We start from the raw sequence: 13,579 nt of genomic DNA, 5'->3' as shown, positions 1-13,579 counted from the left end.
CCTGTCTTTATTTTAAACGAATTGGAGAGGAAAGAGAAAGAACTGATTTCACTTTTGCCTCTCTCTGAAACTTAAACTAAACAAGATCAGACAGGTGGCCAACACGAGCATAAAAAAGAGTGTTAACACTGTCTGAGTACCGTACATATCAGCAAAGAGGCCAACGAACACACTTGGTATGCCAAGACCTAGATACGCAAACAAGTAATACCCACTAACGGCTCTAGCCGCTTCCTTCTTCCCTTTCTCAACAATCAGCTGAAGACCGCCTAAGTAAGTAAATCCATAGCAAGCTGTACCCGCTAAAAGAGTTCCAGCAAGGACAAGGAAAATGGACCCGCTATTAGTACCGAATAACAGCAGGCCATATCCGCACGGAAGACAAATAAAACCGATACGAAGCGCTGCACTGCTATTCATCTTTCGGACAAAAGGCTGCATCAGAACACCTGCCATATTAATAAAAAACAGCGCCGGGCCTACCCACAATTCATAGCCATTTAATTTAAGCTGTGCTGGCAAAATCGAAATGACAAGACCGCACACAGACCATGCGATAGCAATGGCTATGTTCGCTGGCATTGTCCCTTTTGGAAACCTCGGCATGTTCATTAGCGGTTTACTTGCATCCCCTTGTACAGGCGGCACCAAAAAGAATACAGCAACAATCGTCAACATGATTAAGACCAACACAATCCAATAGCTAAGAGGCGTCAGTGACACTCGCTCAAAAGAAAGAATCGCTGTAAACAGAGCACCTCCTCCAAATCCAATTGAACTGCATAATGCGATAAACGTTGGGATCCAGCCCGATTTCTCTGGATATAAAGCAATCAAGTAGGCAGTACATGTACCAACACTTAACCCAAGTCCCACTCCTTGCAGCAGCCGGGCGACAAAGAGCATTTGTATGGTCGGATGCACGATCATGAGCAGGGTGGCACATAATGAAAAGCAAAGAGCGATCAATAAAATCGGTTTTCGTCCAGCCCGGTCAGACATGCCGCCAAGTAACAATAATACTGGAATCAGTCCGAAAACATACGCAGCAAACACAAGGGCTGTTGACGCCTTTCCGTATCCTGCCTGCTCTGCATATTCCGTATAAAGTGGGACTTGCAGGTTCACTGCTGTTGTAATCATAAAAAGACTAATTAAAACGAACACAAACGGAATCATGGATAGCTGTGCTGTTTCTTCTTTTGATGCAGGAATCATGGGACTCTCTCCTCTGTGTAAATGATATGAACCAGTGTACACATCATTTGGATTTCTTCCCACATCCAAAAATGAAGCTATTGACCAGTCCATAATTCCATGTCATCATCAAATGATGACATGACAAAGGAAAGAAGGTGCACTGTGTACATTCATTTAGACCGTTCCAGCTCTACCCCGCTCTGGCAGCAAATCGTTAATGGCATCATTCAAAAAATTCATACAAACACACTGAATCCTGATGATCAGTTGACTCCGACAAGAGTATTAGCACAAGAACTCAACGTATCTCGATCCACCGTACAGCTTGCCTATGATGAACTGCTAGCAAGAGGCTATGTGAGCACCTCTAGAAGAGGCGGGACAAAGGTCATTTCAAGTGATCACTATGCTGCTTCTCACCCACATCAAAACGAACCGCCTTTTGCACTTCCGACAAGACCTCACTTTGACGAGGCTGAAAAACAAATGGATCACTGGCTCTCGGCCAATGAATTTCACGAAGCACTTGAGATTGATTTCCGCCATCAAGAACCTGCCATCGACGACCATTTTCAAAACATATGGAAACGCTCGCTTCTAAAAGCATTACAGCGCTTAAATATGAAGGATTGGGGCTATTCTTCTCCGCACGGATTATGGGAAGTGCGTTCAGAAATTCGCCAATACTTATCAGTTGAACGCGGCATTGATATAGAAGAAGATCAAATGGTGTTAACAGGAGGCACACAGCAAGCCATTGACTTGATTTCACAAGTCATACTCAAAAAAGGAGATACAGTAGCTGTTGAAGATCCTGGTTTTCCTGGAGCTAGGTTGTCCTTTTTACATCGCGAAATGACTATTTACCCCGCACCAGTCGATGAAGAAGGAATGATGGTGAATACATTGCCAGAACGTACAAAGCTGATCGCTGTAACGCCCTCTCATCAGCGGCCAACCGGTGTCTGTATGAGCGTCAATAGAAGACGGGAGCTGCTGCAGTTTGCTGCGAAGGCTCAATCTTACATATTAGAAGATGATTTTGATGGGGATTATCGTTATCATGGCGGACCGCTTCCTTCTTTATTTTCAGAAGCACCCGATCATGTGATCTATATTGTCAGTTTTTCCAAGGTACTTGCTCCAGGCATCCGCCTTGCTGCCATCATCGGCTCCAAAGCAGTCATCAAAGAAATCGCTGCACTGCAATCACTTATTCAAAGACAGCTGCCGATCATGGAGCAAATCACTCTTGCCTCTTTTTTCAGAGAAGGAGAGTTTACGCGATATGTCAGGCGGATGAGACAGGTGTATAAAAAACGGCAGGCAGCGATGATGGATGCTCTTTTGACACATCACTTTGACAAACACTTCCGTTTATATGGAACTGATACAGGCCTTCACGTCTTTTTGGAAGGAACATCAGACTTTGATGAACAAGGTACGATTGAGGCCGCAAAAGCGGCAGGTGTCGGCATTTATCCATTAAGCCCCTATTGTTATGAAAGCGAAAGGAAAGGGTTGCTGCTTGGTTTTGCCTGTACGGATGAAGCCATGATTCAAGAAGGTGTATGCCGATTAAAGCAAACACTGCACATCTAAAAAAGCCTGGAAGTTCTCTCTTCCAGACTTTTTAACGTGATTGCTGAACGTTTCCCACTTCTTCAATGAAAGAGGCTGTCTCTTGCAATCCATCTTGAAAATGTTGAGTTGCTGACATAAACAGCTTTTCTTGATCAGGCCGCTTCAACAGCTGCTCTACCTTGCCAATTCCTTTTTCAAATGAAGCAAGACCTGTCTTTAATTGTTTGTCTGCCTTTTGATACACAGCTGGCACTTCTTGATGAGCAAGCCCTTTTTGAATCACACGGTCAAATGCTTTCGTCGCTTTTGTCAATTTTTCATTTACTTGAATTTTTCCATGTCCATCCGAAATAAATTGATCGGTCATGTTTTCATATGCTTCATTTAACTCATCCATATAACGCTGAACCCATTGTTCATACGCAGCTTCTTTTGTGTTTTGTTTTGAAGGCGGCTGATCTGCTTGATTGCAGGCCGTGAGTAGTGTCACTGTCACGGTAAATAGCAGCATCAAATGCCATCGTTTTTTCATACAGGGCCCCCATTTCTCTTTCCCATTTGTTCATATCGGTCAAATATGATCAACTTTTACCTCATACGAACACATTGCAAGAAATGACTTGTTTTTATTGTAACAGACCGCATGTATCACTTCTGTGATTTATGCGGAAATGAATGAAAATCCTTCTAATGGTTCACATTTCCCTGCCATTTCATGATGATACAGTCAATAGACGACGAGAGAGGCACATTTGGTTTCAATCTATTTCATCTTCGTCATTTTTTCTCAAATAAAAAAGACCCCTTTCGGCGCCTTTTCCTTAAATGTATAGATTTCAAATGATGATCTTTCTTAGAATGGAAGCTGCCTTATATTCTGCTCTGCATAGCGGCAACACCCTCTATGATCCTACCAATTTATTGCAGCTTTCCTTTACAAGCAATCTCCAGCTCTTCTACCACTTCGCCATCTTGAATGAGGTATGCTTTTTCATGAAGATTCACAGCAGGACAGATGTGATTCGGAATAATTTGCACCTTCTCACCGATCTGTACACTTTGACGAAAGCCTTCATGATAGATAATGGCATGCTCGTCAAATACGCTTGAAACAAATACATCATCATATTCTTTCACTTTGCCTAAGCCCTCTGTTTTGGTCAGCCCTTTTGTACGTGTTTGTGCCGTCAGCCCCTTGGCCCCTACATCTGTAATCACCCGGCGCTCTGTCGGTTTACTAATGACCGTCGTCAGCACAGATGCTGCACAATGTGAATATGTGCCGATTACGTTGGACTGGGAAGCATCCATCAAGATGTATGTGCCTGGCCGTATTTCTGTGACTCCTTTTGGAATATCAAATTGAAATAAAAATGGCGGTGTTGATCCAATACTGACGACCTCTAGCGGCATACCAGCTTTTTCTGCAATCTGCGCAAAACGGAGCGTTCGATTTACAGCCTCCTTGTATAATGTCCGGCAATGTGCTTTACTTTCCGCTTGATACGTATGACCATCATGAGAAAAAATCCCCTTTAAATGAACGGCATCACTTGTTTGAATCGCCTCTAATATGTGGCAGAAATCACGTTCTTCAATGACACCAGACCTTCCCTCTCCAACCTCTATCTCAATTAAAACCTCCGCTTTTTTCTCTGATTCACGAAAGACTTGCTCAATCTGCTTCACATGCTCAACACAATCTATACCAAAAGAAATCTGTATCGACTCTGCTAGTTTGCGAATCCGCTTGAGTTTAGTCTCACCTACAATTTGATTGGCGATAAAAATATCCTTGAGCCCATGGGCTGCCATTACTTCAGCCTCTCCTACTTTCGCCACCGTAATGCCAGATGCACCTTTCTCTTCCTGCAGCTTGGCAAGTGCAGGCGTTTTATGAGTTTTCGTATGAGGGCGCAATTTGACATGCTGACGGTCTGCGTATTGCTGCATCGCCGCTACATTCTCCATCATCACCTGTTTATCAATGAGTAGTGCCGGCGTATCCAGCTCTTCATACATCATCCCCATGTCTCCTTTCGTTGTATAAAAATTTATACGATATAGATAAATTATATATTTTTTTATACGATAATCAATGGTTTTTTCTGCAAAAAAGTGATGGCGATGAGTAAGCAGTCCAGCGGCTGTCTGCCGCTGGTCTCTCACTAATAACGATTACGAAGTTCTCTTAAGATAAAATCATACACAAGGTTGAGCTGCTGTTCCTTTGGATACAGCATAAATTCTTGTTTCTTAGGAAGACCTCCATCAAGGCGGTCTTGAAATTTCGTTCGGAGATACGCTGTTCGGTGTACTTGACTCTCAAATGACTTATATGAGACATCTAGTTTGACCGATTGCTCATTTGTAAAAGTAACAACCGTGTCTCCGAGGGATGATTCCTGAAAGATATGAATGTATTTGTGGGAGATCCATCCGCATTGAGGGCGGTTGGATGAATAGGTTGGGAAGAAATACAGATGATTGGATGAGTCAATCACGATGGGAGGCTTATGAGATATTCCTGTTACTTCGTATGTTCCCGCTTTTCTGCCTGCATAGCTTGAACCAAAGAACCTGCAGCTGCGTTCTATAATTTGCAACGGCTTTAATTCAACGTAAAAACTTGTCTCTCTTTCGATCACTTTTGAATATACTCGTTTTCCTTCTTCAACTGGAAGGACCGCCATTGTTGTTTGATTAATGACGTATGAATCTAATGGTGTTTCACTAATTCCTGACACTTCATTTCCTCCTGTGTTAATTTTTGGTTATTTTAGATACTATTAATCTATCACCAACGTATAAGAAACGACAGGATTTTTTCAATATTTATTTAAAATTATCTTTTTATCATGTTTTTTAGTACATTCGATCTATCTAAAAGCCATTTTTAAAGATATATCGCATCTTGTCGACTGGACAAGGGGTGTCGATATGGCTCAAAAATAAATTGTCTAAAAATTATAAATTCTTGTTGATTTTTTCTCCGCCAATCCATATACTATAAAAAAGGCATCGGGGGGATTCTTTATGAAAGAGAAAAAAACGTATGCTGAGCTCATGAAGTCCCGCAACACCCAAAAAACCGAAGAGAATGGCGTTACTATTTTAGACATTTATATTCAAATGGTTTTAGATGAGGCGCTTTATAAACAGCGCTTAACCTTCCTTAGAGAAGAGATTGACAAGGCGCTAGATCAGCGTGATGAAAAGCGTTTTAATGACCTGTCAGCTCAATATGCAGAACATTGCTTACATCAATCATGATGATTTTACTTGCGGCAGAGAGACAGAAACTTGTCTCTTTACCGCAAGTTTTTTGTTTTTATCCATTTAATATGGTTCCGCCATTCACATGAATCATTTGTCCATTCATATAAGAAGAGTCTTCGCTCGCTAAAAATAAATAACTTGGCGCTAACTCTACTGGCTCACCAGGCCGCTCCATTGGGACATCTCCACCAAATTCAGACACTTCCTTTTCCGTAAATGTGGATGGAATCAGCGGTGTCCAAATCGGTCCAGGCGCTACCCCATTTACCCGAATCCCTTGTTTGATAAGAGAGAGAGATAATGATCTTGTAAATGTTACAACCGCCCCTTTTGTCGATGAATAATCAATTAAGGTTTCATGACCTTTATAAGCAGTGACCGATGCTGTATTAATAATACTGCTTCCTTTCTTTAAATGAGGGAGCACCGCTTTTGTTAAATAGAACATGGCAAATATATTCGTTTGAAATGTCCGAAGAAGCTGGTGAGAAGTAATCTGTTCAATGCTTTTTTGCGGATGCTGTTCACCTGCGTTGTTGACCAAAATATCAATCGAACCGAAAGCATCTTTTGTTTTTTTGACGACCTCGTTTGAAAAAGCTTCATCGCCTAGGTCACCTGCTATTAAGATGACGCGGCCTCCCATCTTTTCAATATAGTCCTTCGTTTCTTCCGCATCGCGATGTTCATTCAAATAAACAATCGCTACATTGGCTCCTTCTTTCGCAAATAAGACAGATACTGCTCTTCCAATCCCGCTGTCTCCACCTGTGACAATCGCCGTTTTCCCTGTCAGCTTTTTGCCTTGCATCTCTCGATCAAAGATAGGTCTAGGGTTCATTTTATATTCAAGTCCTGGACGTTCGTTCTGATGCTGAGGCGGTAACGTTTTCTTTGGCTGCTTTGTTGACACGTCAGTCCACTCCTTCCTTTTTTATCTCGTTTATTTTTATGTGTTGCTCATGTTTTTATGTATTTCGCTCTTGTTTCCATTAAAATGTATGATTTTCAGCATTGTGGAAAAATTATACACAACAAGTGACTGGAGGCGACAACATGGAACAAGAACATAAAGGATTGGAACAATCAAAATCGTTATGGCTAGCTGAGAGTGAGAAGCCTTCTTTTCCTACTGTCAGTGAGGATCTTACAGCAGATGTCATCATTGTCGGTGCCGGTATTACCGGTATCGCTACTGCATTTGAAATGACAGAACGTGGGCTGGATGTCATCATCATAGATGCTGATCAAGTGCTGCAAGGAACCACTGGACATACGACAGCGAAAATCACCTCCCAGCATGATGTGTACTATCATGAGCTGATTCAGCATATTGGTATGCCGAAAGCACGTTTATATGTAGAAGCAAATGAAAAAGCAAAAGAGCTCATCCAAGCACGTGTAAAAGAGTATGACATTGATTGTCAGCTTGAGGTAAAAGATGCTTACCTTTATACAACAGAAGAAAATGGCGTCAAAAAGTTAAAGAAGGAATTAGATGCGTACAAACAGCTTGGTATCGATCGCGAATGGAAAACAGCGCTCCCGTTTGATGCTGGTATCAAGGCAGCACTCGCCATGACGCAGCAGGCACAATTTCACCCTCTTCATTTCTTCATGCACTGATCGATCAGCTCATTGATCGAGGCGTGCGCATATTTGAACAGACAACAGCAGTCGATGTAAAAGAAGGAAAACACCCTGCTGTCATCACAAAAAGTGGCCATCATCTGATGGGGCGCTCTATCATTTCATGCTCACACTTTCCTTTTTACGATGGCAAAGGACTGTATTTCACGCGAATCCATCCTGAGCAATCTTATGTCGTCGCAGCCAAAACAAACAAACCGCTTCCAGACGGCATGTACTTAGGAATTGATCAGCCTGCCCACTCATTAAGAACGGCAAAATTCCACGGAGAAGATGTCGTGCTCATCGGTGGAGAAGGCCATAAAACCGGACAAGGCGGAGATGAATCCGCACACTATGAAGCACTAGAAAAGTTTGGTGAAGCCACCCTTGGCATAAAGGAAGTTCTCTACCGCTGGTCCACGCATGATATGGTCACAATGGATCAAATCCCTTACATTGGCCGCCTGACAAAACATCATTCGAATATTTTTGTTGCAACAGGCTTTAGAAAATGGGGCATGACCACAAGCCACGTGGCAGCGACACTGATCGGAGATTTGATCGAAGGCAAATCGAATCCTTACGAATCCATCTTTACTCCATCAAGACTCGTGTCAGATCCATTCATAAAAGACTTTATTAAAGAAAACACCAATGTTGCAGCGAAGCTAATCAGCGGTAAATTAAAACGAGCTGATCAAACAATTGATGATTTAAAACCCGGTGAAGGCGGGATTGTGTCTTATGAGCATAAAAAATGTGGTGCCTTTAAGTCAGAGGACGGCGATCTCTTTCTTGTCGATACAACCTGTACTCACTTAGGCTGTGAAGTCGCTTGGAATAATAGTGACCGCACATGGGACTGTCCTTGTCACGGGTCTCGTTTCTCCATTACGGGAGAAGTAGTAGAAGGCCCGGCTAAAAAACCACTGAAAAGGTCATATAAAGAACAGTAAAATTTCACTGTTCCCCTTTAAAAAATCCATTATTATCCGATAAAAAACATAAAGTCTGATATTTTTGATGATCATGGGGGGACAAACACATTGTTATTTAAAAAAGAGAGCAAAAAGAAAAATACTGCTTTTTTCACACAGCAGGATGATGGAATAAAACGAATCAATTTTTCGGAGAATACGGACATTGTCAAACAAATTAAAATGATTGATTTGACACAGCAAGACCTTTTTATCTTGAAACAGCTGAATCCAATCGTTCAAGATGAAATTGAACATATCGTCGATAAATTTTATAAAAACCTAGAAGTCGAGTCTTCCTTGATGCACATCATTCAAGATAACAGCTCAGTCGAGCGTCTAAAGAAAACACTACGCATTCATATTAGTGAAATGTTTGCCGGTGTGATTGACGAATCTTATGTAGCCAAAAGAATTAAAATTGCACAAGTTCATTTAAGAATTGGGCTTCAACCTAAATGGTATATGGCAGCCTTCCAAGACCTTTTGCTATCCATTATGGATTTATTCGCCCAGCATATCCAAGATTTCAAAGAATATCAGACGGCAGTGAAAGCGACGACGAAAATTTTAAATCTAGAGCAACAGCTTGTCCTAGATACGTTCCAAAATGAATACTCTAAAGTTCGTGATGAAGCAGAAGTACAGCAAAAAGAGCTTCATACAAAAATTACAGAAACATCTAATTCGCTTGCTTCTCTCTTCTCAAACACAACAAATGCAGTGGACAAACTTGTATCAAAATCTGATGAGATGGCGGACATGTCACAGGCTGGCACAAAGATTTCAGCACAAGTTGAAGAGAAATCAATTGGCGGTAAAAAAGAGTTAGAAATTCAGCAGACGCAAATGAATCAAATTGATGGCAGCATGACAAAGATTGAAACAGAGATTAAGCGCTTAGAAGAAATTGCGAAACAAATTGAACAAATTTTTGGGATCGTCACAGGTATTGCGGAGCAAACGAATTTACTATCTTTAAACGCTTCAATCGAATCAGCTCGAGCAGGTGAACATGGCAAAGGCTTTGCTGTCGTTGCAAACGAGGTTCGCAAATTATCAGAGGACACAAAGAAAACGGTTTCAACTGTATCTGAGCTCGTCAACAACACAAATTCACAAATCGCCATTGTGTCACAGCATATTGCTGACGTGAATTTACTTGTGACAGACAGTAAAGAAAAAATGACCCAAATCAACTCTCTATTCGATGATATCGTCAGCAGCATGAACTTAAGCAAAAACCAAAACGGAAAAATTGAAATAGATTTGCAAACATTCCTAAACGAATTGAAAGAAGTCAAACAAACAGTGTCCCAAGTGGCAAGTTCGGTCGAGTCCTTAACGAGTCTGACAAATCGCTGATCCAGTCATTCTTCTTCTGTTTTAGTATAATAGAAGAAAAGATAGAAAAGGCGGGATTTGATTGACAGCAATTTGCCTAGTCAGACACGGTGAAACCGATTGGAATGCAGCGAAACGAATTCAAGGACGAACAGATATCCCTTTAAATGACACTGGTAAATGGCAAGCGGAACAAACCGGTCTTTACCTAAAAGATGCCCACTGGGATGTTGTCATTTCCAGTCCGCTATCAAGGGCAAAAGAAACAGCTCATTTGATTTTACAGCATGTACATGCACCGCTCGTGATCATGGACGATTTTATTGAACGTGATTATGGCGACGCTGAAGGCATGTCATTTGAGGAACGTCAGAAGCTGTTTCCTAATAAACAGTATCCAAATATGGAACCACTATCGGCACTTCAAGATCGAATGCTAGAAGGTATTGAAAAAGTGAGAGCAACCTACCCAGATAAACGGGTATTAATCGTGGCACACGGGGCTGCCATCCATGCCTTACTCACCGTACTAGCTGACGAACATATGGGTATTCAGGACACTAGACTTGTCAATGCCTGCTTAAATTATGTGGAATGGACAGATGGTGAATGGAAGGTGAACGATTACAACGTGGTCAGCCATTTAACACAATCTGCCCCTTCTTAAAGAACCTGTTTCCATAGCAGGTTCTTTTTCATGTCAAAAATAATGATAAAATAATATTTTTTTATATCGAAATTCGAAATAGATGATAGCCTTTTCTACCTATTTTATAGCATTTCGGGTATCGAATGTTTATCCCCAAATAGATCATGAGAAAAAAAGCACGATTCCTTTTTAACAGAAAATCGTTGAAAATACACAATAAACATATTTTACCATTGTTTCCAAGCGACTTAATTCCCTATTTTTCGCTAGGACTTCCACAAAAATTCAGGTCTACTCTTATTTGCCTACCTCTATTAAACTGAAAATACAGAATAATCAAACGAATCATTCTTATAGACTACGGATGATTATTCTGAAATAAGAAAAAGGGATGTGGAATGTGCGTGAAAAAGAAAAATGTGATGACAAGTGTTTTATTGGCTGTCCCTCTTCTGTTTTCAGCAGGGTTTGGAGGCTCGATGGCAAATGCCGAGACTGCCTCAAAGTCAGAAAGTGAAAAAAGCTATATCGTTGGCTTTAAAGCTTCTGCCACCACAAACAGCTCTAAGAAACAAGCAGTGACACAAAATGGTGGGAAATTAGAAAAACAATACCGCCTCATTAATGCTGCACAAGTGAAGATGTCTGAACAAGCCGCAAAAAAACTTGAACACGACCCTAGCATTGCTTATGTAGAAGAAGACCACAAAGCAGAAGCATATGCACAAACCGTCCCTTATGGTATCCCTCAAATCAAAGCTCCAGCCGTACACGCTCAAGGTTATAAAGGTGCTAACGTCAAAGTAGCTGTCCTTGATACTGGAATCCACGCCGCACACCCTGACTTAAATGTTGCAGGCGGTGCTAGCTTCGTCCCTTCAGAGCCAAATGCCACACAAGACTTTCAATCACACGGAACTCACGTAGCCGGAACCATTGCTGCCCTTGATAACACGATTGGTGTTCTTGGGGTTGCGCCAAGCGCCTCCTTGTATGCCGTTAAAGTGTTAGATCGAAACGGAGATGGACAATACAGCTGGATTATCAGCGGTATTGAATGGGCTGTTGCCAATAACATGGATGTCATCAATATGAGCTTAGGCGGCCCAAGCGGCTCCACAGCGCTTAAAAATGCTGTAGACACAGCGAATAACCGCGGAGTAGTTGTCGTTGCCGCAGCAGGGAATTCAGGTTCAACTGGCTCTACTAGCACCGTTGGCTATCCTGCTAAATACGACTCAACCATTGCTGTTGCCAACGTGAACAGCAACAATGTCAGAAACTCGTCTTCAAGCGCAGGTCCTGAATTAGATGTTTCTGCACCTGGTACATCGATTTTAAGTACAGTACCAAGCAGTGGATATACATCTTATACGGGAACATCGATGGCATCTCCTCATGTAGCAGGAGCAGCAGCGCTTATCCTTTCTAAGTATCCGAATCTATCAACTTCTCAGGTTCGTCAGCGCTTAGAAAATACGGCAACTCCGCTTGGTAATTCGTTCTATTATGGAAAAGGATTGATTAACGTTCAAGCAGCTTCTAACTAAAATAAGTGTGACAAAAAAATCCGGCTAACTGAGCCGGATTTTTTATTTATTGCTTTTTCGATGTTTCCTCTTTTTTCGCCGCTTTTTCCATATCGATGATTCTCTCCATCATCGTCGGGTGCCCATAGCGGAATATTTTCACTAAAAGTGGCGGATTGACTTGGGAAAGCCCTGATTTTGCAAGCTTTTGAAATGACGTCACCCCCGCCTCTCCATCCTTTGTCAAGTTCACGGCGTATTCATCAGCTGCACGTTCTTGATGCCTTGACACAGCATTTGTAAAAGGAGAAGCAACAAATGACAGCATAGATACAATGATCAAAAGAAGCGGAAGAGCAGCAACATCATGTGGGGCCTTCATACGAAATGGAGAAGCGCCTTTTTGGTAAAGGTAAAAATACAGACGGTCAATGGCAAAAAATCCAATCAGAGACAGCACTAAATATCCTGCTAATCCAATATACACATGCTTCATCACGTAATGTCCCATCTCATGCGCCATGATAAATAAGATTTCACGGTCTTTCAGCTTTTGAAGTGTCGTATCCCACAAAACAATTCGCTTATTTTCACCAATCCCTGTGACGTAAGCGTTCATCGTGTTTGTTTTCTCTGACATGTTGACTTCATATACATGATCTGCTGGAATGTGTGCTTTCTCTGCAAGGGTTAATATCTTTTTCTCAAGCGCTTGATCCTTCAATGGGTAAAAATCATTGTAGAGTGGATCAATAACGACCGGCTGTATAAAGAAGAGAAACAGTGTAACTGGAATGGTTAAACACCAAGCATACAGCCACCAATATTTCCTTTTCTTTTGAATAAGCCAAAAGAACACAATGGCGCATAGAACAAGCAGCGGATATTGAATCCAAAAATCAAGCGTTTGGTCTTTTAGCCAACTTGCCGTGCTTTGTGCTGAAACACCGTAGTGCAAGGACAACTGGTAGCTCACCCACTTCACCGGCAATGTGATCAGCATCGTCAAAAGTGACAGCACAAACACATACACAAGTTTGCTCAAAAGGTGAAAACGAGCTGCTGCCAAGCTCCAATCTGCTAATTTCCTTGAAAACCCAGAAATGAGCAAAAGGAAAAAGACATACCAATCTAAAGGAATTGTCATAAAGTACAACAGGTTACGAATGTTCGAGTAACTTCCACTGATCACAAGCTCATGGCTTGTCATAAATGTATGCGGGTCTGCACTTGTCCCTTTCACACTGTCAGGGACAGATGAATCCCCCATTAGAAATAAGTAAAAATAAATAAAAAAACCGTACAATATGTATGCTACCGTTGCAAGAGCTACCCATTTGCGTACTCGCACTGGTCAGCCTCCTTTCCATTTCTCTCTATTGTAA

11 protein-coding genes and 1 pseudogene are annotated in these 13,579 nt (G+C 41.7%); 6 read left to right on the top strand and 6 right to left on the bottom strand.

Annotated features, from left to right (window positions below):
• Positions 1-48: 48 nt before the first annotated feature.
• The gene (locus NST57_RS05465; RefSeq protein WP_341298206.1) at positions 49-1,218 is read right to left on the bottom strand and encodes an MFS transporter; all 1,170 of its coding nucleotides are present in this window, start codon (positions 1,216-1,218) and stop codon (positions 49-51) included.
• Between the two features lie 144 nt (positions 1,219-1,362).
• On the opposite strand from NST57_RS05465, the gene pdxR reads away from it, so the two are divergent.
• Positions 1,363-2,802 (top strand): MocR-like pyridoxine biosynthesis transcription factor PdxR, encoded by a 1,440-nt coding sequence (pdxR, locus tag NST57_RS05460; RefSeq protein WP_341298205.1) that lies wholly within the window; start codon positions 1,363-1,365, stop codon positions 2,800-2,802.
• 31 nt (positions 2,803-2,833) lie between these two features.
• On the opposite strand, the gene NST57_RS05455 is transcribed toward pdxR, so the two are convergent.
• The 3 genes from NST57_RS05455 to NST57_RS05445 form a co-directional block, all read right to left on the bottom strand.
• The gene (locus NST57_RS05455; protein WP_341298204.1) at positions 2,834-3,316 is read right to left on the bottom strand and encodes a hypothetical protein; all 483 of its coding nucleotides are present in this window, start codon (positions 3,314-3,316) and stop codon (positions 2,834-2,836) included.
• 386 nt (positions 3,317-3,702) lie between these two features.
• Positions 3,703-4,809 carry a D-TA family PLP-dependent enzyme gene (locus tag NST57_RS05450; RefSeq protein WP_341298203.1) on the bottom strand — a complete coding sequence of 369 codons (1,107 nt, stop codon included), beginning with the start codon at positions 4,807-4,809 and terminating at the stop codon, positions 3,703-3,705.
• A 143-nt stretch (positions 4,810-4,952) separates the two neighbouring features.
• The gene (locus NST57_RS05445; protein ID WP_017366958.1) at positions 4,953-5,531 is read right to left on the bottom strand and encodes a competence protein ComK; all 579 of its coding nucleotides are present in this window, start codon (positions 5,529-5,531) and stop codon (positions 4,953-4,955) included.
• A gap of 289 nt (positions 5,532-5,820) precedes the next feature.
• On the opposite strand from NST57_RS05445, the gene NST57_RS05440 reads away from it, so the two are divergent.
• A complete protein-coding gene (locus NST57_RS05440; RefSeq protein WP_008348804.1) occupies positions 5,821-6,057 on the top strand; it encodes an IDEAL domain-containing protein in 237 nt (78 codons plus the stop codon).
• A 58-nt stretch (positions 6,058-6,115) separates the two neighbouring features.
• Here the strand turns inward: NST57_RS05440 and NST57_RS05435 are convergent, their stop codons facing one another.
• Entirely contained in the window at positions 6,116-6,976 is an 861-nt protein-coding gene (locus tag NST57_RS05435; RefSeq protein ID WP_341298202.1) for an SDR family oxidoreductase, read from the bottom strand.
• 143 nt (positions 6,977-7,119) lie between these two features.
• Between NST57_RS05435 and NST57_RS05430 the strand changes: the two are divergent.
• From NST57_RS05430 to NST57_RS05415, 4 genes and pseudogenes are all read left to right on the top strand, one after another.
• Positions 7,120-8,651, top strand: a pseudogene (locus NST57_RS05430) (FAD-dependent oxidoreductase).
• A 24-nt stretch (positions 8,652-8,675) separates the two neighbouring features.
• The gene (locus NST57_RS05425; RefSeq protein ID WP_445818813.1) at positions 8,676-10,037 is read left to right on the top strand and encodes a globin-coupled sensor protein; all 1,362 of its coding nucleotides are present in this window, start codon (positions 8,676-8,678) and stop codon (positions 10,035-10,037) included.
• Positions 10,038-10,098: 61 nt separating this feature from the next.
• Entirely contained in the window at positions 10,099-10,683 is a 585-nt protein-coding gene (locus NST57_RS05420; protein WP_142154700.1) for a histidine phosphatase family protein, read from the top strand.
• Positions 10,684-11,069: 386 nt separating this feature from the next.
• Positions 11,070-12,215: a serine alkaline protease SapB gene (locus NST57_RS05415; protein WP_039962807.1), complete on the top strand. Its 1,146-nt coding sequence runs from the start codon at positions 11,070-11,072 to the stop codon at positions 12,213-12,215.
• Between the two features lie 46 nt (positions 12,216-12,261).
• Here NST57_RS05415 and NST57_RS05410 read toward each other — a convergent pair whose 3' ends face one another.
• Positions 12,262-13,545, bottom strand: coding sequence for a M48 family metallopeptidase (locus NST57_RS05410; RefSeq protein WP_341298201.1), 1,284 nt, complete (start codon positions 13,543-13,545; stop codon positions 12,262-12,264).
• Positions 13,546-13,579 lie beyond the last annotated feature (34 nt).

Origin of the sequence: Bacillus sp. FSL M8-0077, from assembly GCF_038050255.1 — a bacterium.
Lineage (GTDB): Bacteria > Bacillota > Bacilli > Bacillales > Bacillaceae > Bacillus > Bacillus altitudinis.
The sequence above is the reverse complement of the archived record's forward strand: the minus strand, read 5'-3'. Positions and strand labels throughout refer to the sequence as shown.